The sequence below is a fragment of the Arthrobacter sp. alpha11c genome (assembly GCF_054149985.1).
The window spans coordinates 5,022,629-5,043,829 of the sequence record NZ_CP196747.1 but is presented as its reverse complement, the minus strand read 5'-3'; the positions used below and the strand labels follow the sequence as shown (position 1 = coordinate 5,043,829).

24 protein-coding genes are annotated in these 21,201 nt (G+C 60.3%); 11 read left to right on the top strand and 13 right to left on the bottom strand.

The window, feature by feature from the left end; all coding sequences use genetic code 11:
* Positions 1–62 precede the first annotated feature (62 nt).
* From ACTAQJ_RS23550 to glmS, 3 genes are read right to left on the bottom strand one after another with little or no spacing between them, the layout of a single operon-like run.
* Positions 63–1,634: an NAD(P)H-hydrate dehydratase gene (locus tag ACTAQJ_RS23550; RefSeq protein ID WP_498699794.1), complete on the bottom strand. Its 1,572-nt coding sequence runs from the start codon at positions 1,632–1,634 to the stop codon at positions 63–65.
* Positions 1,635–1,652: 18 nt separating this feature from the next.
* On the bottom strand, positions 1,653–2,000 hold the full coding sequence (locus ACTAQJ_RS23545; RefSeq protein ID WP_216925115.1) for a holo-ACP synthase: 348 nt from the start codon (positions 1,998–2,000) through the stop codon (positions 1,653–1,655).
* A gap of 4 nt (positions 2,001–2,004) precedes the next feature.
* A complete protein-coding gene (gene glmS / locus ACTAQJ_RS23540) occupies positions 2,005–3,888 on the bottom strand; it encodes a glutamine--fructose-6-phosphate transaminase (isomerizing) (protein ID WP_431115913.1) in 1,884 nt (627 codons plus the stop codon).
* Between the two features lie 144 nt (positions 3,889–4,032).
* Between glmS and coaA the strand changes: the two genes are divergently transcribed.
* Complete coding sequence (gene coaA, locus ACTAQJ_RS23535) at positions 4,033–4,998, top strand: type I pantothenate kinase (RefSeq protein WP_223946540.1); 966 nt, start codon at positions 4,033–4,035, stop codon at positions 4,996–4,998.
* A 22-nt stretch (positions 4,999–5,020) separates the two neighbouring features.
* Complete coding sequence (locus ACTAQJ_RS23530; protein WP_498702247.1) at positions 5,021–5,869, top strand: M15 family metallopeptidase; 849 nt, start codon at positions 5,021–5,023, stop codon at positions 5,867–5,869.
* 117 nt (positions 5,870–5,986) lie between these two features.
* Here ACTAQJ_RS23530 and glmM read toward each other — a convergent pair whose 3' ends face one another.
* The 3 genes from glmM to rplM form a co-directional block, all read right to left on the bottom strand.
* The gene (glmM, locus tag ACTAQJ_RS23525) at positions 5,987–7,351 is read right to left on the bottom strand and encodes a phosphoglucosamine mutase (RefSeq protein WP_431115914.1); all 1,365 of its coding nucleotides are present in this window, start codon (positions 7,349–7,351) and stop codon (positions 5,987–5,989) included.
* A 177-nt stretch (positions 7,352–7,528) separates the two neighbouring features.
* Positions 7,529–8,035, bottom strand: coding sequence for a 30S ribosomal protein S9 (gene rpsI, locus ACTAQJ_RS23520; RefSeq protein WP_216925110.1), 507 nt, complete (start codon positions 8,033–8,035; stop codon positions 7,529–7,531).
* Between the two features lie 38 nt (positions 8,036–8,073).
* On the bottom strand, positions 8,074–8,517 hold the full coding sequence (gene rplM / locus ACTAQJ_RS23515; RefSeq protein WP_498699790.1) for a 50S ribosomal protein L13: 444 nt from the start codon (positions 8,515–8,517) through the stop codon (positions 8,074–8,076).
* A 287-nt stretch (positions 8,518–8,804) separates the two neighbouring features.
* On the opposite strand from rplM, the gene ACTAQJ_RS23510 reads away from it, so the two are divergent.
* The 9 genes from ACTAQJ_RS23510 to ACTAQJ_RS23470 all read left to right on the top strand — a co-directional run bounded on the left by ACTAQJ_RS23510 (position 8,805) and on the right by ACTAQJ_RS23470 (position 16,788).
* Positions 8,805–9,449, top strand: a complete 645-nt coding sequence (locus tag ACTAQJ_RS23510) for a prepilin peptidase (RefSeq protein ID WP_498699788.1) — start codon at positions 8,805–8,807, stop codon at positions 9,447–9,449.
* A 332-nt stretch (positions 9,450–9,781) separates the two neighbouring features.
* Positions 9,782–9,976, top strand: a complete 195-nt coding sequence (locus ACTAQJ_RS23505) for a Flp family type IVb pilin (RefSeq protein WP_498699786.1) — start codon at positions 9,782–9,784, stop codon at positions 9,974–9,976.
* Between the two features lie 141 nt (positions 9,977–10,117).
* The gene (locus ACTAQJ_RS23500) at positions 10,118–10,483 is read left to right on the top strand and encodes a TadE/TadG family type IV pilus assembly protein (protein ID WP_498702246.1); all 366 of its coding nucleotides are present in this window, start codon (positions 10,118–10,120) and stop codon (positions 10,481–10,483) included.
* Between the two features lie 35 nt (positions 10,484–10,518).
* The gene (locus ACTAQJ_RS23495; protein WP_498699784.1) at positions 10,519–11,517 is read left to right on the top strand and encodes a pilus assembly protein TadG-related protein; all 999 of its coding nucleotides are present in this window, start codon (positions 10,519–10,521) and stop codon (positions 11,515–11,517) included.
* 55 nt (positions 11,518–11,572) lie between these two features.
* Positions 11,573–12,340 carry a Flp pilus assembly protein CpaB gene (gene cpaB, locus ACTAQJ_RS23490; protein ID WP_498699782.1) on the top strand — a complete coding sequence of 256 codons (768 nt, stop codon included), beginning with the start codon at positions 11,573–11,575 and terminating at the stop codon, positions 12,338–12,340.
* Positions 12,337–13,536, top strand: coding sequence for a CpaE/TadZ family protein (locus ACTAQJ_RS23485; protein ID WP_498699781.1), 1,200 nt, complete (start codon positions 12,337–12,339; stop codon positions 13,534–13,536). The genes cpaB and ACTAQJ_RS23485 overlap by 4 nt, the downstream gene beginning before the upstream one ends.
* The gene (locus ACTAQJ_RS23480; RefSeq protein WP_498699779.1) at positions 13,533–14,954 is read left to right on the top strand and encodes a TadA family conjugal transfer-associated ATPase; all 1,422 of its coding nucleotides are present in this window, start codon (positions 13,533–13,535) and stop codon (positions 14,952–14,954) included. The genes ACTAQJ_RS23485 and ACTAQJ_RS23480 overlap by 4 nt, the downstream gene beginning before the upstream one ends.
* Positions 14,955–14,956: 2 nt before the next feature.
* The gene (locus ACTAQJ_RS23475) at positions 14,957–15,898 is read left to right on the top strand and encodes a type II secretion system F family protein (protein ID WP_498699777.1); all 942 of its coding nucleotides are present in this window, start codon (positions 14,957–14,959) and stop codon (positions 15,896–15,898) included.
* A gap of 11 nt (positions 15,899–15,909) precedes the next feature.
* A complete protein-coding gene (locus ACTAQJ_RS23470; RefSeq protein ID WP_498699775.1) occupies positions 15,910–16,788 on the top strand; it encodes a type II secretion system F family protein in 879 nt (292 codons plus the stop codon).
* A gap of 110 nt (positions 16,789–16,898) precedes the next feature.
* Here the strand turns inward: ACTAQJ_RS23470 and truA are convergent, their stop codons facing one another.
* The 7 genes from truA to infA all read right to left on the bottom strand — a co-directional run bounded on the left by truA (position 16,899) and on the right by infA (position 21,044).
* The gene (truA, locus tag ACTAQJ_RS23465) at positions 16,899–17,789 is read right to left on the bottom strand and encodes a tRNA pseudouridine(38-40) synthase TruA (protein WP_498699773.1); all 891 of its coding nucleotides are present in this window, start codon (positions 17,787–17,789) and stop codon (positions 16,899–16,901) included.
* Between the two features lie 32 nt (positions 17,790–17,821).
* Complete coding sequence (gene rplQ / locus ACTAQJ_RS23460; protein WP_498699772.1) at positions 17,822–18,382, bottom strand: 50S ribosomal protein L17; 561 nt, start codon at positions 18,380–18,382, stop codon at positions 17,822–17,824.
* 66 nt (positions 18,383–18,448) lie between these two features.
* Positions 18,449–19,459 carry a DNA-directed RNA polymerase subunit alpha gene (locus ACTAQJ_RS23455; RefSeq protein WP_011775567.1) on the bottom strand — a complete coding sequence of 337 codons (1,011 nt, stop codon included), beginning with the start codon at positions 19,457–19,459 and terminating at the stop codon, positions 18,449–18,451.
* Positions 19,460–19,608: 149 nt separating this feature from the next.
* Positions 19,609–20,010 carry a 30S ribosomal protein S11 gene (gene rpsK, locus ACTAQJ_RS23450; RefSeq protein WP_014922380.1) on the bottom strand — a complete coding sequence of 134 codons (402 nt, stop codon included), beginning with the start codon at positions 20,008–20,010 and terminating at the stop codon, positions 19,609–19,611.
* Between the two features lie 51 nt (positions 20,011–20,061).
* Positions 20,062–20,439, bottom strand: a complete 378-nt coding sequence (rpsM, locus tag ACTAQJ_RS23445) for a 30S ribosomal protein S13 (RefSeq protein ID WP_011775569.1) — start codon at positions 20,437–20,439, stop codon at positions 20,062–20,064.
* A gap of 196 nt (positions 20,440–20,635) precedes the next feature.
* Positions 20,636–20,749: a 50S ribosomal protein L36 gene (rpmJ, locus tag ACTAQJ_RS23440; protein ID WP_011775570.1), complete on the bottom strand. Its 114-nt coding sequence runs from the start codon at positions 20,747–20,749 to the stop codon at positions 20,636–20,638.
* A gap of 73 nt (positions 20,750–20,822) precedes the next feature.
* Positions 20,823–21,044: a translation initiation factor IF-1 gene (infA, locus tag ACTAQJ_RS23435; RefSeq protein ID WP_011775571.1), complete on the bottom strand. Its 222-nt coding sequence runs from the start codon at positions 21,042–21,044 to the stop codon at positions 20,823–20,825.
* Positions 21,045–21,201 lie beyond the last annotated feature (157 nt).

The window sequence follows — 21,201 nt, the reverse complement described above, 5'->3', positions numbered from 1 at the left end:
CCTCTGGTGATGCGGATAACTTGCTGCAAGCCTACTCATGACCCCTGACACGGAAAGTAACCTTACGGTCTTGTAGGGTCGGATTCCGCAGTCAGCGAACCTATGACGCGCGGTACCGCTGCCATGATCGCTGAGGCTGTAAGGGGGCCACCATCCAAATCCTTCGACGCGATCGAGCCGGCACGGCCGTGAACGCTGGCGGCAACCGCGGCTACAGCAGCCCAGCGGTCGTCCAGTTTCAAACCCATGGCTGCGTACGCGCCGTCGTCGTCCTTGACCGAGTCCGCAGATTGCGCCAGCAAGGCGCCGAGGATGCCGGCCAGGACATCACCGCTGCCTGCGGTCGCCATCCAGGCAGTGCCCTCGGACTGGCTGAAAACAACGCCCGACGGCGAGGCCACCAGTGTGGTGGCACCCTTCAGCAGGACGGTGGCGCCGGTTTGTTCGGCTGCTTGCCGTACGAAGTGCAGCGGCCGCGACTCGACGTCCTCGCGGGTCACGGCGACCTCGCCAGTGGACGGAAGGGGTGCCAGCAGCGTCGCAAGTTCCCCGGCGTGGGGAGTGAGGATCCAATGCGCGGGACAACGCTCTGGCAGGATGCTCAAGGCTCCGGCGTCGACGACGACCGGCAGCTCAGCGACCAGCCCTGACTGTGCGGCGTCCCCGGCACGTCCGAGTTGATCCTCCCCGTCCACGCCAGGACCAAGCAACCACGCTTGAACGCGGCCAGGATCATCCGTCTCCCACAGGGCTTCCGGAGTCCGGCTCAACACATGGCGTGCCGCAGATTCCGGCCCCACATAACGGACCATGCCTGCACCAGCCACCGCTGCCGCATGGACGCTCAACACGGCTGCCCCGGCAAAACGAGGCGAGCCCGCAACGACGCCCAGCACGCCACGGGAGTATTTATGGGAGCGGCGGCCGGGTTTGGGGAGCAAGGACCACAGATCCGTGGCATCAAGCCGGCGCAGCTCAGGGATATCCAAGGAGTCTTCGATCCCAATCTGCACCAGAACCACGCGCCCCGCACAGCCTTCGCCTGGGTCTGTCATCAAACCTGCCTTGATGCCACCGAAAGTCACTGTGACATCGGCATCGAGCACCGGCCAGTGGACCTCGCCCGTGGTGGCATCCAGTCCGCTGGGGAGATCGCAGGCCACCACACAACGGGGCTTCAACTCCTGAAGGGAAGCAACCAACTCAGCAGAAGCATCACGTAACCCGCCGCGCGCGCCGGTGCCCAGGAGGGCATCGATAATGACATCGTCACCAGCGCAGAGGACGGCAAGCTCCTCGGCGTTGCCGGGATCCAGTCGCAGCACACGGCCGCCTGCTGCCAGAAAAGCCGCCAGAGCTTCGGTATGGACTTCCGCTGAGGCGAGTACCGCCGTCGTCCGCATGCCGCGGCGGGCAAGCATGGAAGCCGCAAAGAGACCGTCACCGCCGTTATTGCCTTTGCCTGCCAGGACTGTGACGCTGGCGCCACCCAGCTTGCGCCTGGCCTTGACCAAGCGAACCACTTCCTGTGCCAGACCGTAAGCGGCCCGTTGCATGAGAACAGCGCCCTCACCGGAGTCCAGGAGCGGTTGTTCCGCATCCCTGATCTGTTGTCCGGTGAAGGCGCTGATCATCGTTATGTAAAGGTCCGCTTAGCCCTCGGCGAGGACATACGCCGTAGCGATGCCGCCATCGTGACTCATGGACAGGTGCCAGCGCTTAACGCCCTTGGCATCAGACACGGCCAAGACCGTTCCTTTGACCTGGACCGTAGGACCATTCTGGTCAAGGCCGATCCAGCAGTCCTGCCAGTTCATGCCGGCAGGAGCACCCAGAACCTTGGCCACCGCTTCCTTGGCAGCGAAGCGGGCAGCGAGTGATCTGGTGTTGAGTTCGCGCTCCGCAGGAACGAACAGCCTGTCCCGCAGTCCGGGGGTTCGCTCGAGCTGCCGGGCGAACCGCTCGATGTCTACGACGTCTACGCCAATGCCAACAATCATGCGGTTATTCTACGGTCACGCTCTTGGCGAGGTTACGCGGCTGATCGACGTCGTAACCCTTCGCCCCGGCCAGTTCAGCAGCAAAGATCTGCAGTGGCACGGTGGTGAGCAGCGGCATGAGCAGCGTGGGCGTCTCCGGAACGTAGAACACGTGCTCTGCGTAATCCTTGACCGACTCGTCGCCTTCCTCAGCAATGACCAGGGTACGTGCACCACGTGCACGGACTTCCTGGATGTTGCTAACAACCTTGGAGTGCAGGGAGTCACGGCCGCGCGGGGACGGGACAACCACGAAAACCGGCTGGCCCTCGTCGATCAGGGCGATCGGTCCGTGCTTGAGTTCACCGGCGGCGAAGCCCTCAGCGTGGATGTAGGCAATTTCCTTGAGCTTCAAGGCGCCTTCCAAGGCGACCGGGTAGCCAACGTGGCGGCCCAGGAACAAGACGGACTTTTCGTCCTTCATGCTGCGGGCGAGTTCGCGCAAAGGACCTGCGTTGTCCAGGATCTTCTGAATCTTGGCCGGGATCTTGTTCAGGTCCGCGAGGACGTCCTTGATCTGGCCGGAGAAGATGTTGCCACGCAGCTGGGCCAGGTAAAGGCCGAGCAGGTAAGCGGCGGTGATCTGGGCGAGGAACGCCTTGGTGGATGCAACCGCGATTTCCGGACCAGCGTGGGTGTACAGCACGGCGTCGGATTCACGTGGGATGGTGGAACCGTTGGTGTTGCAGATGGAGATCGTCTTGGCGCCCTGCTCGCGGGCGTAGCGGACGGCCATGAGCGTGTCCATGGTCTCGCCGGACTGGCTGATGGAAACCACCAGTGTGTTGGCGTCGACGATCGGATCGCGGTAACGGAACTCGTGTGCGAGCTCTACTTCCGTGGGGATCCGGCACCAGTTTTCGATGGCGTACTTGGCAACCAGGCCAGCGTAGGCTGCGGTGCCGCAAGCGAGAACGATGATCTTGTCAACCTGCTTGAGGAGCTCAGGATCGATGCGGACTTCGTCCAGCGTCAGCTTTCCGTTGAGGTCCGAGCGCCCCAGGAGAGTCTGGGCTACGGCGTCGGGCTGGTCGTGGATTTCCTTCTCCATGAAGGAGCTGAAGCCACCCTTTTCGGCAGAAGCCGGGTCCCAGTCAACGTGGTATTCCTTGCCTTCAGCGGGAGCGCCGAAGAAGTCTGTGATCTCCACGGAGTCCGCGGTGATGGTGACGATCTGGTCCTGGCCGAGTTCCACGGCGCGGCGCGTGTAGTCGATGAAGCCGGAGACGTCCGAGCCGAGGAAGTTCTCGCCGTCGCCAAGGCCAACCACGAGCGGGGAGTTGCGGCGGGCGGCCACGACGACGTCGGGCTGGTCCGCGTGGACGGCGAGGAGGGTGAATGCACCCTCCAGACGCTGGCAGGCCAGGCGCATCGCCTTGGTGAGGTCGCCGCCGTTGCCGTTGAGTTCGTTGCGGAAGATGTCGCCAACCAGGGCTGCAGCAACTTCGGTGTCCGTTTCCGATTCGAACGTGACGCCCTTGCCCAGCAGTTCCTGCTTAAGCTCGGCGAAGTTTTCGATGATGCCGTTATGAATCAACGCCAGACGCCCGCCGTCGGAAAGGTGGGGGTGTGCGTTACGGTCGGTGGGGCCACCATGCGTGGCCCAACGGGTGTGGCCAATGCCGGTCAGGGATTCAGGGACCGGGTTTGCTTCCAGTTCACTGATCAGGTTGCTCAACTTGCCGGACTTTTTACGGGACGAGATGGTTCCATCAGCCACCACTGCGACGCCGGCGGAGTCATAGCCGCGGTACTCAAGACGACGCAGCCCCTCCACGACGACGTCAAGGGCGCTGTGACCAGCTGCCTTACGAGACGAATTGCCAACATAGCCTACGATTCCACACATGGGTATAAGCCTAACGGCTAGGTCAAACAACTGATGTGGGATGTCCCCTCTCCCACTCTTGTCTCTGACGCGTTAATCACCCACAATTCACCTTCACGTCGTCCCGCATTTCCTGATCCGCCGGGCTAAGGGCAGAATCAGAGCGTGACTTTGCAACGCACCGAAGCAAACGGCGACGGCGCTTCCCCCTTTGTTGAGCTGGACCGCCAAACCTGGTCCCGGCTTGCAGCACAGATGGAGCAGCCCCTCAACGAAGAGGACATTTTCCGTCTGCGAGGCCTCGGCGATCCCCTGGATATGAAGGAAGTGCGGGAGGTATACCTCCCCCTTTCGCGGCTTCTGCACCTCTACGTCGAGGCTTCACATCAACTTCACGCGGCAACAACCACGTTCCTGGGCGAGCAAACACAGCGCACCCCGTTTGTTATCGGCGTGGCCGGTTCCGTTGCTGTTGGAAAGTCCACCATCGCCCGTGTGCTCCGTGAAATGCTGCGGCGCTGGCCGGGAACACCCAACGTAGAACTCATCACCACAGACGGCTTCCTCTACCCGTTGGCGGAGCTGAAGCGAAGGCACTTGCTGGAACGCAAAGGTTTCCCGGAGTCCTACGACCGCCGGGCGCTATTGCGTTTTGTGTCGGAAATCAAAGGTGGAGCCGAGGAAGTCCGGGCACCGTGGTACTCCCACGTGACCTACGACATCGTCCCGGGCAAGGAAGTCGTTGTCCGCCGCCCCGACGTGCTGATCGTGGAAGGCCTGAACGTTCTGGCCCCAGCAAGACCCCGCATGGATGGCAAGCAGGGCCTCGCGCTGAGCGACTTCTTTGACTTCTCCATCTACGTTGACGCCAAGACGTCCTACATCGAGGAGTGGTACGTGGACCGCTTCCGGAAGCTCCGCACCACGGCCTTCGCCCAGCCAGAGTCGTACTTCCACCGCTACGCCACGCTGTCCGACGAAGATGCCGAGTCAACGGCCCGCGGCATCTGGAAGCGCATCAATGAGCCGAACCTCGAAGAGAACGTGCTCCCCACCCGTGGACGCGCCCAGCTGGTACTGACCAAGGACGCAGACCACTCCATCCGTCGCATGCTTTTGCGGAAGGTTTAGCTTGGACATCCAACCTCAGCCGATGCCCAGCCGCAGGGCATTCGCGGGCTTCCTGACGGCTGGCGCAGGCTTGGCTGCTCTGACTGCCTGCACTCCGGATGGCCCCGCCGTCTCCCCTGCCGGGACCTCACCTGCCGGGGCTTCGGCGACACCGTCCGCCGCTGCCTCGGGCGCCACGCCAACTCAAGTCACTGCCGTTACGCCCGCTGCGGCTACCGAGCCTTCCAGCAGTCCTTCCAGCGCAGCGCCCTCACAAGCCGCAGCCAAGCAGTTCTCGCTCACCGATCCAGCCAGCCCATGGGTGGTGGTCAATAAGCACCGGCCACTGAATCCACAAAACTATGTCCCCGCGGATTTGGTTCAGCCGAACATCCGGCTCGCCGTCAGCGGCGAAGCCACACTGATGAACAGCACGACGGCGGCTGCCGCAGAAAAGATGTTCGCCGCAGCGGCGGCCGAAGGCGTCACCATGGCACTGGCATCCGGGTACCGTTCCTATTCCACACAGGTGGTCACGTACAACGGCTACGTCGCTAGCAGCGGCCAGGTTGCAGCCGACAGAGCTTCCGCACGTCCGGGTCATTCGGAACACCAAACGGGCTGGTCCTTTGACATAGCCGACGGCGGAGGTGCCTGCAGTTTCCAACCCTGCTTCGCCGACCAGCCCGCGGCTATTTGGGCCAAAGCCAACGCCCACAAATTCGGTTTCATCGTCCGCTATCCATGGATGTTCCACGAAACCACCGGATACTTCTACGAGTCGTGGCATCTGCGCTACATCGGCGTCGAAGCAGCTACAGAGATGAACACCCGTGGCATCGCGACGCTTGAGGAATACTTCGGGTTGGAAGCAGCGCCGGACTACCTGTAGGGTCTCTCCCCTATTAACCAGCGTAACCAGCGCGGCTTAAACCAACTCGGCCCGCTCTCCTGGAAACCAGTAAACCGGTAACCAGGAAAGCGGGCCGAAGTTGCTTGGGAAGTGTTCTTAGACAGCCATTTCGCTGGGAGCGCTCAGGCGTTCTTTGACTACGGCAGCCAGGCTGTTGCAAATTCGTTCGGCCGTCTCCATATCCGCAGCTTCCACCATGACGCGGACCAGGGCCTCGGTGCCGGACGGACGCAGCAGCACACGGCCGGTTTCGCCCAGTTCCAGTTCAGCGGCGGCTACCGCTGCGGCCACACCTTCGTCGGTGCCGGCACGGGCCTTGTCCACGCCCTTGACGTTGATCATGAGCTGCGGAAGCTTGGTCATCGCCGTTGCGAGTTCCTTCAAGCTACGACCCGTGAGTGCCACCTGTGCAGCAAGCTGCAGGCCGGTGAGCACGCCATCGCCGGTGGTGGCGTAATCGGAGAAGATCACGTGGCCGGACTGTTCGCCACCCAGGTTGTAGCCGCCGTCGCGCATTTCCTCCAACACGTAACGGTCGCCAACAGCGGTTTCGCGGATGGTGATGCCAGCATTGCGGAGGGCAATCTTGAGTCCGAGGTTACTCATGACCGTGGCAACCAGGATGCTGTCCTTGAGCTTGCCCGCTTCATTGAGTGCCAGCGCCAGGATCGCCATGATCTGGTCGCCATCTACTTCGTTGCCTTCGTGGTCTACAGCGAGGCAGCGGTCGGCGTCGCCGTCGTGGGCAATGCCGAGGTTCGCGCCGTGCTTGACTACCGCTTCCTTCAACGGGCCCAAGTGGGTGGAGCCCACGCCGTCGTTGATGTTCAGGCCGTCCGGCTCGGCACCAATGACGATTACGTCTGCGCCGGCGTCCTTGAACACCTGGGGCGAACAACCACTCGCCGCGCCGTGAGCGCAGTCCAGGACAACCTTCAGGCCCTCGAGGCGCTTGGGGAGGGTGCCGAGCAAGTGGACAATGTAACGGTCCTCAGCGTCGGAGAAGCGCTGGATGCGTCCGACGTCGCCGCCCACGGGTCGCTGAGGCTCTTTGCCCAACTGCGCTTCGATAGCGTCCTCGACGTCGTCGGGCAGCTTTTGGCCGCCGCGTGCGAAGAACTTGATCCCATTGTCAGGGGCCGGGTTGTGGGACGCCGAGAGCATAACGCCGAAATCGGCGTCGAGGTCTGCCACCAGGTAGGCCGCAGCCGGGGTGGGCAGCACCCCGGCGTCATAGACATCGATGCCGGAACTGGAGAGCCCCGCTTCGACGGCGGCGGCAAGGAACTCGCCACTCGCTCTGGGGTCCCGGGCGACGACGGCGCGAGGCCGCTTGCCATCGGTTGTGCGGTCATGGCCGAGTACGACGGCGGCGGCCTGGGCCAGCTGCATAGCCAGCTCGGCGGTGAGCAATCCGTTCGCGAGACCGCGCACGCCATCTGTTCCAAATAATCTAGACATCGGCTCAAGTTTAGACGACGACGGGACGCCGCCCGTCCAGCAGCGTGTCGGAACGTCATGTGCGCAGGTCAAATCCGACTCACAGCACGCCTCTTTGAACTGCATACAGCGCAACTTCTTAAACGGCGAAAGCCCGCCCCGCCGAAACGGCGGAACGGGCTTTCGAGCAAGCGCAGTTTAACGCTTGGAGTACTGCTGAGCCTTACGTGCCTTCTTGAGACCAGCCTTCTTACGCTCGATGACGCGGGCGTCACGGCGCAGGTAACCGGCCTTCTTAAGGGTGGCACGGTTGTTGTCGACGTCGATCTCGTTCAGCGAGCGAGCAACACCGAGGCGCAGCGCACCGGCCTGGCCGGAGATGCCACCGCCGTGGATGCGGGCGATGACGTCGTAGGCGCCTTCAAGATCAAGGATCTTGAAGGGCTCGTTGACGTCCTGCTGGTGCAGCTTGTTCGGGAAGTAGTTCTCCAGCGTGCGGCCGTTGATGATCCACTTGCCGGAACCCGGGATGACGCGAACGCGTGCAACGGCTTCCTTGCGGCGGCCAACAGCTGCACCGGCAACGGTCAGTGCCGGGCGCTCCTTCTTGGGCGCATCTTCAACAGATGTGCTTTCAGAGGTGTAGCTGGTGAGGGTTTCCTCAGCCTCGACGGCTTCGGCGGTCAGTTCTTCGTTCTGAGCCACGGTTCTCCTTGTAATAAAAAGTTGTTTGGTGGCCAGGACTACTGGGCGACCTGGGTGATTTCGAAAGTCTTCGGCTGCTGTGCAGCGTGCGGGTGCTCGGGGCCTGCATAGACCTTGAGCTTGCCCAGCTGCTGAGCGGCGAGGGAGTTCTTGGGGAGCATGCCCTTGATGGCCTTCTCAACAGCGCGAACCGGGTTGGATTCCAGCAGCTCGGCGTAGTTGACGGAGCTCAGGCCGCCCGGGTAACCGGAGTGGCGGTATGCGCGCTTCTGCTCCAGCTTGGCGCCGGTGAGGGCAACCTTTTCAGCGTTGATGATGATGACGAAGTCGCCCATGTCCATGTGGGACGCAAAGGTCGGCTTGTGCTTTCCGCGCAGCAGTGTTGCGGTCTGGCTGGCAAGACGACCAAGGACAACGTCGGTGGCGTCAATGACGTGCCACTGGCGGTTGATATCGCCGGGCTTCGGGGTGTACGTACGCACGGTTTTGCCTCGTTCTTGTTCTGGCGTTCATGTTTTAGGCGACACGCAGTGAGGCGTGTACCTACTATGTATGCGTTACCGGAGCAGAGGTGAGGGCTCTATAGACCAGTCATCCCAGAATCTCGATATGCCTCTTGAGTTAGCGATCCTGCAACTGGATCCCCGAGAAGGCATGTGTCATCGAGATAGGACACGCACAACGACTATAAACAATACCTTCAACGGGCCGTCCGGGTCAAAATGGGGTATCCGCCCCTCGGGGTCGCATGCGCTTTGAGGGAGAGTAGATGACCAACGGTCCCGTTTTCCTGCTCCTGCTCGCCGCCGCCGGCTTGCTGTTGAGCCCGGCCGTCGAGTTCGTGATCGCCCGTGCCCTTCCGCGCCTCGGTGGTCTTCCCTCCCCTACCGTCCGGATCACGACGGCGGCAGTCAGCGCGCTGCTCTTTGCCCTGCTGGGGTGGCGCTTTGGTTTTGCCGCGGAATTGCCGGCGTTCCTTTTATTGGCACTTCTCGGGGTGCAGCTTTCGCGAATTGATTTCACCCTCCATTTGCTGCCAAACCCCCTCGTTTTGTTCCTGCTAGGGGGCGGCTTTGTTCTCCTTGCCACGTCCGCAGCACTGGATCCCGCCTGGCCCGAGCTGCTCCGAGCACTCGCCGGAGGCCTCACACTCTTCGTTGGCTACCTGATTCTGGGACTTATTTCGCCGAGAAGCCTCGGAATGGGCGATGTGAAGCTCGCGGCACCCGTCGGACTGTACTTGGGGTACTTGGGTTGGAAGCAAGTACTCTACGGCGGATTACTGGGATTCGTGGTGGGCGGGGTGCTGACGGTGCTCTTGTGGCGCCTAAGTCGCAAGGAAAAGCCCGCAGAAACAGCCCACGGACCGGCCATGGTTATCGCAGCACTGGGTGTAACTCTCCTACTTCAGTAGGACTGGGCTTCTTTCCATTCCCGGGGCTCTTCATCGGTTCAAAAATGTAAGGCTGCTGTCGATTCCAAGTAGTCGCTCCCCCTTTTTGACTTCCAAACTGAGTACTTCCCTGCCCTTCTGCGGGTGAATCGCTGATGGGCGCTGCAGGAATTCGAGTACGACTACGCATTGTTCAGCGGTACGTCCAGGGTGAATTCTTATCTCATCGAATTCCGAACCGCTAAAGGCAACATGGGGGTAGTTCGGGAATCGAAGGCAAATTCCGATAATTTGCTGGACCTATATCCACGATTTACCAAAACCCAAAAATTCATTCTGGGAAGGATTTTCCAATGTCTGCTCTTATGATCTCTGTTATCTCGTTCGTCGCCGGCGTCAAGGCCCGCCTCACCTCCGAGGAGAAGGGCGCCACGATGGTTGAATACGGCATCATGGTCGCCGCCATTGCCGTGGTCGTCTCCGTTGCTGCGTTCGCCTTGGGCGGTAAGGTCTTCGACCTGTTCGACGGAATCACTCTTACCGCGTAATAAGCGTTCCATGGTTGGTCGTGGGGGCAAGTTGGCAACCACGGCCAACCAATCGCTTTAACTCAACATTTTGTCTGGATCTGGGACCAGGAGAAGACCTTGAAATCTACGACGAACGAGCGGGGTGCCGCCGCAGTTGAAATGGCTATCGTACTACCGCTCCTACTGCTAATCCTTCTCGGAATTATGGAATTCGGGCGCGCTTATAACGTCCAGGTTTCACTCACACAGGCAGCACGCGAGGGAGCCCGCTATGCGGCCGTTCATTACAAGGACGGCGGGCTCAACGTCTCTGGCGCCGCGTTGGCCGCCGCACCAGCACTCAACGGTCTTGGCGTCACCGTCAGTGACAACGCTGCCAGCTGTGCCCCCGGATCCAACGTTAAAGTAACCACGAGCCTCTCACTGCCATCAATGTCAGGATTCTTGGACTCCGGGTTTTTTGGAGCACCCGGCATCTTCCCACTCAACATGACGGGAGTGGGGGTAATGCGATGCGGCGGATAAGCACTCACTGGGCACGCAAGATCTTGCTTCGCCACATGCCAGTCGAAGACAGGGAACGCGGCGCCGCCGCTGTCATTGTGGCAGGCACCATGGTGGTCTTGTTAGGTTTCGCAGCCCTTGCAGTAGATGTCGGCGCTGTCTACGCAGAAAAGGCACAATTGCAAAATGGTGCCGACGCAGCTGCTCTAGCCATAGCCACTGATTGCGCGGGTGGAAGTTGTGGAAGCAGCTCAACCACTGGAAACCAGTTCGCCAACACCAACGCGAACGATAACTCAAGTGGAGCGGTCGTTACGTTTCCCGCGGCAACCACAGTCCGCGTTGTAACCAACGCCCGCGATGCGGGTTCGGGCGCGAACAGTTTCTCACTGTTCTTTGCCCGGGCTTTCGGTGTCGAAACAACGCAAGTACATGCCACGGCCGAAGCATCCTGGGGTGCTCCGAAGAGTGCCACGACATTGCCTTGGACCGTCAGTGAATGCGTTTTCAAGAAGTACCTTTCGCCGGCACAGCTTGCCTCGCTCAACTCCACCGGCACATTTAGCGGCGATCCAATCCCCACCCACGTAACGCTTCGCTACGACACGAACGCGCCGGCGGTTGGTGGGTGTGTTGCACAAAATGGCTACCAACCCGGCGGTTTTGGCTGGCTTGAGACCACGTCCGGTTGTTCAACCGACATAAGCATTAGCGCGGTAGTTCAGGGCCAGCCCGGCAACCATTTCCCTAACGCAGCAACCTGCGATTCAGTGCTTGCCCACATCATGGACGAGCCAGCGCTCATACCACTCTTCAAAACGGCTGCGCAGAACGGCAACAAAACAAAGTACACCCTGATCGGTTTTGCAGCTTTCCAGGTCACTGGATACAAGTTCGATGGCGGCCAGCAGCTGGATCCCGCAGCACCCAGCTGCACAGGCAATTGCCGCGCTCTCCAGGGCTATTTCTCCCGCTTCGTGTCCCTCGAGGAGGGTTCGCAATCGTCGGGCGGCATTCCCAACTACGGAGCATCCGTTGTAACGCTCACCAAATAGACGCTCATTGGCGTCTCCTATCAAAAAGTCACGAGAACTCGAAAGGAGTTACAAAGTGAAAACACGCCTACTGGGAGGCATTGCAGCACTGCTATTGGCAGTCATCGGCACAGTCTTGCTGGTCACCTACGTTCAGGGGGCCGACAAGCGGGCGCAGCAAGGGCTTGATCCCGTCAGCGTACTTGTGGTGAAGGAACGAATTCCGGCCGGCACCAAAGTCGAAGAAATCCAATCGAAGGTCAAGGCGGAGACGTTACCGCAATCCGCCGTTGCACCCGGCACCATTAATGCCCTCACCGATCAAAAGGGCAAAGTCACCTCCGCGGAGCTCCAGCCCGGCGAACAATTGCTGGGTGTGAAGCTGGTTAACCCGAAGGACCTAGCGCCAGGAACCGTGCCTGTCCCGGAGGGCCTACAGGAGACAACGTTCGTGTTGGCGCCGGAACGTATTCTCGGTGGTCGGATCGAGGCAGGCGATACTGTCACGGTGTTCGCGTCCTTCAAGCTGGACGACTCGGTCCCTGCGAGCGCCAACCTCCCTGCCAACCTGACGGGCTGGAAGAACTTCACGGAGTTGCTCTATCACGACGTCCTGGTGACTGCGGTTCAACAGGCTTCCCCTGACGCCGAAAAGTCCGCGGGAACCGACAAAGGTGTAGCCCTTCCCAACGGCTCGGCCTATGTGACCGTGGCGGTGAGCGACGCCAATGCATCCAAGATGGTCTTCGGCGCGGAGTTCGGGACGTTGTGGCTTTCGAAGCAGACGGACAAGACGGCGAAGAGCGATCCGCCAACAACAACGTTCGGAGGGCTGGTTCAATGAGCCGCTTTGTAGCCATCACTGCAGTACGCGATTTTGAGGCCCGTGTTCGCCAGGCCATCACGGGAGCCCTGCACGGGGACTTGCAGACACTCTCCCCTGATGTGTTGAGGGGTGGAACGGACGACGTCTTCAAGCAGCTGACCGGCGCGCCACCGGAGGTCATGATCCTTGGGCCTGGTGTGAATCCGGATGATGCGCTGAAGCTGGCCACGGTCTTCGATCTCCAATATCCGGAGATCAGCCTCCTGCTGGTGGCTGACCCGTCTGCTGAGATCGTGCTCCGGGCCATGCATTCGGGCATCCGGGACGTCGTGACGCCAGAGATTGAAATCAACGAGCTACGCGTTCTTCTTGAACGTGCGTGTCTCGCCGCTGCAAGCCGGCGGCGTGGCATGCAGCCCGCAGCCGAGTCGGGACAAGAACGAGGCAGAGTCATTGCCGTCATGTCTCCGAAGGGCGGCGTTGGCAAGACAACCGTGGCCACCAATCTTGCAGTCGGACTCGGAGCGCTTGCTCCGATGAGTGTGGTGATTGTTGATCTGGATCTTCAGTTTGGCGATGTCGCCTCCGGCCTGCTGCTCGAGCCGGAACACTCCATCACGGAGGCCGTCCATGGCCCCGCGGCCCAGGACTCGATGGTACTCAAGGCGTTCCTTACAGTGCATCCTGCTGGAATCTATGCCCTATGCGCACCACAGAAGCCCTCGGATTCTGACTACATCACCGCTGAACACGTGAGCAGACTCATCACTCAACTAGCGACAGAGTTCAGATACGTGGTGGTGGACACCGCTCCTGGTTTGGGCGAACACTGCCTCGCCACGCTTGAACTGGCAACGGATGGGGTATGGGTCTGCGGAATGGATGTTCCCAGCATTCGCGGTCTTCGTAAATGCTTCAGCGTGCTGAGAGAACTCCAGTTGCTCCCTCAAGGCCGGCACACGGTTCTCAACTTCGCTGACAGGAAGAGCGGTATTTCCGTCCAGGACGTAGAGGCGACTATTGGCGTTCCTGTAGACACCGTTATCCCGCGTTCACGTAACCTGCCGTTCTCCACCAACCGCGGGGTCCCCATTCTTCAGGGAACCACGCGAGATTCGGCAACCAAGGGCTTGAAGAAACTGGTTGAGCGTTTTGACCCTCGCCTTGAGACCGTCCCCCAGAACAAAGTGCACCGAAGGGTTGTGGTGTCATGAAGCTCTCAGAAAGGCTCTCAAAGAACAGCCCACTAGCCGCCATGGAAATGCCGGTAGGTGAATCTACATCAACCCTGTCGACGCAAACCGCTGCTCCGATCTTGGGCGGCGTGCTCGCTGCCCCGGTTATCGATGCTTTAGGCGGCCTGAAACAGCGCGCGGCCTCTGCCCTGTTTGAACGTATGGGAAGCAGGCTCGGAGACACTTCATCGTCCGAGGAAGATCTTCGTTCATTTGCGGTCGACGAGCTTTCAGCAGTCATCGACGATGAGCAGGTCCCGTTGTCCCCGGAAGAGCGCCGGCGTCTCATCCGGGAGATCGCGGACGAGGTGATGGGCTTTGGCCCTTTGCAGCGTCTGCTCGAAGACCCAAGCGTTACGGAAGTCATGGTCAACCGCTTTGACCAGATCTACGTTGAACGCCACGGGCAACTAGCACTAACGGATCTGCAATTCAGTTCCGACGGCCACCTCCGCAAGGTCATTGAACGGATTGTTTCCAAGGTGGGACGCCGCATCGATGAATCGTCACCGCTTGTCGACGCACGCTTGGAGGACGGCTCTCGCGTCAACGCGATCATTCCACCTCTGGCCGTCAACGGACCATCACTGACCATCAGAAAGTTCAGTCACGTTCCCTTCACGGTACGTAACCTCATCGAATGGGGATCCCTGAGCCAGGAAATGGCCGAGCTTCTAAGTGCATGTGTACGGGCCCGGCTCAATGTGATTGTCTCCGGGGGCACCGGCACAGGGAAAACCACCCTGCTGAATGTTTTGTCCTCTTTCATTCCTGAATCCGATCGCATCGTCACCATCGAAGATGCGGTGGAACTACAACTGCAGCAGCAACACGTTGTCAGGCTGGAGAGTCGCCCGCCCAATATTGAAGGAAAGGGAGCGATAAGCATCCGTGATTTGGTGCGAAACTCCCTCCGCATGCGTCCCGACCGCATCATTGTGGGCGAGGTCCGCGGGGGCGAGTCCCTGGACATGTTGCAGGCCATGAATACCGGCCACGACGGCTCATTGTCTACCGTTCATGCCAACTCTCCTCGCGATGCCATAGCCCGCTTGGAGACGCTCGTGCTGATGGCAGGGATGGATCTTCCGCTCCGGGCGATACGCGAACAGGTGTCATCCGCCGTTGACCTGATAGTACAGGTCACCAGGCTTAGGGACGGGAGCCGCCGTGTGACTCACGTGACCGAAGTCCAGGGGATGGAGGGAGACGTAGTGACTTTGCAAGACGCATTCATCTTCGACTACGCGGCAGGTCTGGACGCTCAGGGACATTTCTTGGGCAAAACCCTTCCCACCGGCATCCGCCCCCGCTTTCTCGACCGGTTCGCTGAATTGGGAATAGCCGTTTCGCCGGCAATCTTCGGAGTGCAGTCGCTCCCCGGGGGAAGGCGGTAGCCATGGACACGCCGCTCATTTTCGTCACGGCGATCGGACTATGTCTCGCAGCCCTCGTTGTGTTGGTCGCCGTAGTCTTGAAACCGCGGAACGGCAGGATCCCGTTGGAGCGCCGTCGCATGGAGGTGTTGTCAGAGCCTTCAGTTGTTGGCCGTGTTTCCGAGTCCGCCGTTCACTGGATGGATTCGGCTCTTGGTAAGTCTGGAGGACCGTTCAATCGCGAGGTTCTCTACAATGCTGGCGTGAAGCAGGCACCGGCCGACGTAACTGTTGTGGTCGCCATTGCCACTTTACTTCTCGGCGGTTTCGGTTGGCTGCTCCTTAACCCCATCATTGGCATACTACTGGCTGTTGCTGCCCCTTTCGGGGCCAAGTTGGTTCTCGCGGCAAAGACGGAGAAGCGCCGGGCTGCGTTTGAGAAGCAACTGACGGATACCATCCAGATGCTGATCGGCGGTCTTCGTGTCGGGCACAGCATCATGCGCTCACTGGAGGCGGCAGCCAAGGAATCGCAAGCACCCACCTCTGAGGAGTTGGGGCGAGTAGTGAACGAGGTCAGGATCGGCAAAGATCCCCGACAAGCCCTTGAGGACGCCGCCAACCGGATGCAGAGTGAAGATTTTCGCTGGATCGGGCAGGCGGTGCAGATAAATCGTGAGGTAGGAGGAGACCTGGCAGAAGTTTTGGAACAGGTCGCCGGAACCATCCGCGAGCGAAGTGAAATCAAGGGCCATGTCCGGTCCCTGAGCGCTGAAGGCAAGATGTCCGCCTTGATCCTTATGGCCCTGCCCCTTGTAGTGGCAGGTGCCCTCGCCGCCATAAATCCCGGATATGTGCGCGTCTTTGTTGACCAACCGGTGGGAATAGCCCTGGCGGTGCTGAGTTTCCTGCTCTTTGTCGTAGGTGGCTTCTGGATGAGCCGCACCGTAAAGATCAAGTTCTAGGAGATCCGATCATGACTCCCATTGCATGGCTGTTCATAGCCATTATCGTGGTGCCCTTGGCATATTTCGGTTGGTCCCTGACAACCATCGACCGCAAAGGTTTAGTGTCCATCCAGTCAAATCTTGGCTCAGGGTTTGGCCCTGGTGCTGAGGCAACTATCCGGCGTACCCCGATCGTGCTTGGGGTGGCCAGGAAACTCATGCCTGGCAGTTACGAAGCCAAATTGGACCATTGGCTAGCCCTGGCTGGGCGGCCCAGCTCGATGCCACTGCCAAAAATAATTGCCATAAAACCGATTCTGGCTACGTCCGGTGCATTAACGGGCCTACTACTTCTAGTAGCCAGTGGAAACGGGGCAGCCGTGGCCTTTGGCTCGTTCCTCACAATAGCCCTCTATTTCCTCCCTGATCTCCTGATCTACAACACAGGAATCAAACGCCAGGAGGCCATAAAGCTTGAGTTCCCCAACACCTTGGACCAGATGCTCATTTCCGTAGAAGCCGGGCTTGGCTTCGAATCTGCAATGGAACGGGCATCAGCATACGGAGAGGGTCCCCTGGCCATTGAACTGATGCGGACTCTCCAGGACATCCAAGTCGGCCGCCCACGCCAAGAAGCCTACGAAGCTCTGGCAGAGCGTTGCGCAGTGCCAGATGTGCGCAGCTTTGTGTTGGCAGTTATACAAGCTGACAAGTACGGCATAGGCATAGCCAACGTTCTCCGCGCCCAAGCGAAGCAAGCACGCGTCAAGCGTCGGCAGAACGCGGAGGAGCGGGCCATGAAGTTGCCTGTGAAAGTCCTGTTCCCCCTGTTGTTCTGCATCTTCCCGGTGCTGTTCATAGTCCTTCTGGGTCCGGCGGCCATCAAGATCATCCAAGCTTTTAGTTGATCTCGGCGTTCGGGAAATAGACCGGCCGTTCACGGATCCCAGACCGTGGACGGCCACAATGGCCCCCTTCCGGTACCCAGAGCCGGGAGGGGGTCCTCCAACGTCCGGACTTACTCGCGCCGGGCCCTCGTCAGCTCAGCCCGTGCCAGCAGCTCGCTATCCGACGGGTACGCAACTTCCTCCAACACCAAGGGGTGCGGTGCGGCCAACACGGACTTCGCATCACGCTTACGTTCCAGCAGCCGCTCATGCAGCCAACCCGGTTGCTCCAGGCCCTCCCCAACGCGCACGGCCGAGCCCACCAGGGACCTGACCATGTTGTGGCAGAACGCATCCGCCTGAACGGTGGCGACAATGACCCCGTCGCTCCCCCGTTCGAACTCAAACTTCTGAAGCTCGCGGATGGTTGTGGCGCCCTCGCGGGGCTTGCAATAGGAACGGAAATCCTGGAGCCCCAGCAACTGGGCGGCGCCTTCATTCAATGGAGCGACATTCAACGGCGCTTTATGCCACAGCGTAATTCCTCGAAGCACGGGATCCCAGCGCTCCGGGCCATCAGCAATGCGGTAACTGTAACGACGCCACAACGCGGAGAACCGGGCGTCGAAACCTTGGGGCGCCAGACCGGCGTCGTGCACTTCTATGGCACCGGTAAGGTCGCCGAGAATGCGGCTAAGGGCTCCGCGAAGGCGACGCAAAAGCGCGACGGCGGGGTCCAGTTCGTGCCCACGCGGAAGTCCAAGCCACTCGGCTTCAGTCAGGTCCAGATGGACCACTTGGCCGCGAGCGTGGACACCGGCGTCGGTGCGGCCGGCGACCGTGACCCGGACCGGACGGCGCACGAGGAGGGCCAATGCTTCCTCAAGTGCTCCCTGCACGGTGAGCAGGCCGGGCTGGAGTGCCCAACCGTTGAAGGGTCCTCCGTCATACGAAAGATCCATGCGGACACGCAAAAACCCGCCGCCCCCCAAAGCGGGGGCAGCGGGTTTTCGTTCGTTCATAGACTTAAGTCTACTGTGAAGAATTCAGTGAATTACTTCTTGTCCTCATCGGCCGGAGCCTCTTCGGTCTCAGCAACTTCAGCGTCAGCAGCCTCGGCCTCAGCAGCCGGAGCCTCTTCGGTTTCAGCAGCTTCGGTCTCTACAGCCTCGGTCTCAACAACCTCTTCCTCAGCAGCCGGGGCAGCCTTGGCAGCAGCAGCGGTTGCTTCAGCAACTACGGCCTGCTTCGGGGAAACCGGCTCGAGGACGAGCTCGATGACAGCCATGGGAGCGTTGTCGCCCTTACGGTTGCCGATCTTGGTGATACGGGTGTAGCCACCATCGCGGTTGGCAACGGCGCCGGCGATGTCGGTGAACAGCTCGTGGACGATGCCCTTGTCGCTGATCAGGCCGAGAACGCGGCGGCGGGAAGAGAGGTCGCCACGCTTGGCGAAGGTGACCAAACGCTCTGCGTACGGCTTCAGGCGCTTGGCCTTGGTGACCGTGGTGGTGATGCGCTTGTGCTCAAACAGAGCAGCTGCCAGGTTCGCGAGCATCAGGCGCTCGTGAGCCGGGCCGCCTCCGAGGCGCGGACCCTTAGTGGGGGTAGGCATAATAATTTCTCCTGTTGTGTAAGCCGGTCAGGTCCATCGCTGGGCCTGACGGCCAAGATCTGCTTTTTAGAGCTCGTCGTCGCTGAACGCGGCGTCGTCCTCTTCGATGGCTGCGGCGCGGGCTGCGAGATCGAAACCGGGAGGGGAGTCCTTGAGGGACAGACCCAGTTCCACGAGCTTTGCCTTGACCTCGTCAATGGACTTCGCACCGAAGTTACGGATGTCCATCAGGTCAGCCTCGGAGCGGGCAACGAGTTCACCCACGGTGTGGATGCCCTCACGCTTGAGGCAGTTGTAGGAACGGACGGTAAGGTCCAGATCCTCGATCGGCAGAGCCATGTCCGCTGCCAGGGCAGCGTCCGTCGGCGACGGGCCAATCTCGATACCTTCAGCTGCGGTGTTCAGCTCACGAGCCAGACCGAACAGTTCCACCAGGGTGGTGCCTGCAGAAGCAACGGCGTCGCGCGGAGCGATTGCCTGCTTGGTCTCGACGTCGACAATGAGCTTGTCGAAGTCGGTGCGCTGCTCAACACGGGTAGCTTCCACGCGGAAGGTTACCTTCATGACCGGCGAGTAGATCGAGTCAACCGGAATACGGCCGATCTCGGAGTCGCCGGACTTGTTCTGAGCTGCCGAAACGTAGCCACGGCCGCGCTCGATGGTCAGTTCGAGTTCGAACTTGCCCTTCGAGTTCAGAGTGGCAATGTGCAGATCCGGGTTGTGGAATTCGACGCCGGCCGGCGGAGCAATGTCCGCGGCGGTGACGACTCCGGGGCCCTGCTTGCGCAGGTAAGCAACAACCGGCTCGTCGTGCTCAGAGGAAACCGAAAGGTTCTTGATGTTCAGGATGATCTCGGTGACATCTTCCTTGACACCCGGAACCGTGGTGAACTCGTGCAGCACGCCATCGATCCGGATGCTGGTTACAGCGGCACCGGGGATGGAGGAGAGCAGGGTACGGCGGAGGGAGTTTCCGAGGGTGTAGCCGAAGCCCGGCTCCAGCGGTTCAATGATGAAACGGGAGCGGTTCTCGGATACAACTTCTTCAGACAGGGTGGGGCGCTGTGCAATGAGCACTTAGGTTTCCTTTCGGCGAGCATCCGCTATATGACGCAACACAGGTGGTGGAAATCGGCTTCGGTTTCCAGCCTGACCAGCCGGGCCATGCTTGTAGATGGTCTAAACCATGTACAGCAGGCCCGGCCGGTCAGACAGGGAATACCTAATTAGACGCGGCGGCGCTTCGGCGGGCGGCAACCGTTGTGGGCGCTGGGGGTGACGTCCTGGATGGAGCCAACCTCAAGGCCAGCAGCCTGAAGCGAACGGATTGCGGTTTCGCGTCCGGATCCCGGACCCTTGACGAATACGTCAACCTTGCGCAGACCGTGCTCCTGAGCGCGCTTTGCAGCAGCTTCAGCAGCCATCTGGGCAGCGAACGGGGTGGACTTACGGGAGCCCTTGAAGCCAACCTCACCGGCGGAAGCCCAGGAGATTACAGCACCGTTCGGGTCCGTGATGGACACGATGGTGTTGTTAAAGGTGCTCTTGATGTGCGCCTGGCCAAGCGCAATATTCTTCTTATCCTTGCGACGCGGCTTACGAACCGCTCCACGAGTCTTCGGGGGCATTGTTTCTCCTACAGAAAGTTATCGGGGGAAAACCAGGTCAATCCCGAGGGATTAACGTCCGGCCTTCTTCTTGCCGGCGACGGTGCGCTTCGGGCCCTTACGGGTACGAGCGTTGGTCTTCGTACGCTGTCCGCGTACGGGCAGGCCCTTGCGGTGGCGCAGGCCTTCGTAGCTGCCGATCTCAACCTTGCGGCGGATGTCAGCGGCTACCTCGCGGCGAAGGTCACCCTCAACCTTGTAGTTGCCTTCAATGTAGTCACGCAGCTGGACCAGCTCGGCGTCAGTCAGGTCCTTGACGCGAACGTCAGCGCTGATGCCGGTGGCAGCCAGGGTTTCGTGTGCACGGGTCTTGCCCACGCCGTAGATGTAAGTAAGCGCAATTTCCAACCGCTTTTCGCGGGGAATGTCTACGCCAGCGAGACGAGCCATAGTGGCGGTACTCCTTGAATAAACCGGAGGTCGTAGGCAGTACACCCACACGATCCGTGTGGCCCCAGCCTCCGACCGGGGGTACGTTGACCAGGCTCTGTAATGCAGTCCTGGCACAACTTGTGCTGCCTTTATTTACTTGCGTGGGCTAGCAACCCAGGTTTGCCCTTGCGGGCGCTGATTCCCTGAAGGGGAATTAGCCCTGGCGCTGCTTGTGGCGCGGGTTCTCGCAGATCACCATGACCCGGCCGTTACGGCGGATCACTTTGCACTTGTCGCAGATCTGCTTGACGCTCGGCTTGACCTTCATGGCGTTCCTTTGCGTGTTTTGCAGTTGATCTGCTGGAGCGGCTTGGCACTATTGCCTTGGGCCGCCCAGCAATTTACTTGTAGCGGTAGACGATACGACCACGTGTGAGGTCGTATGGGCTCAGCTCCACCACTACCCGGTCCTCGGGGAGGATTCGAATGTAGTGCTGACGCATCTTCCCAGAGATGTGTGCGAGAACGACGTGCTTGTTGGTGAGCTCAACACGAAACATCGCGTTGGGCAGCGCCTCAGTCACAACGCCCTCGATCTCAATGACCCCGTCCTTCTTGGCCATATCCTCCGCTAACTGTTGTTTGCCGCTGTCCTCCGGTTAGGCACCGAAAATCCAACGGACGTTTTTTGTTTGCTTGGCCCTCTTGGAACCACGACACTAAAAAGGGCGTGGCTGCACAGACAACCAACAAATAACTCTACGCCAATGGGGCCGGAAA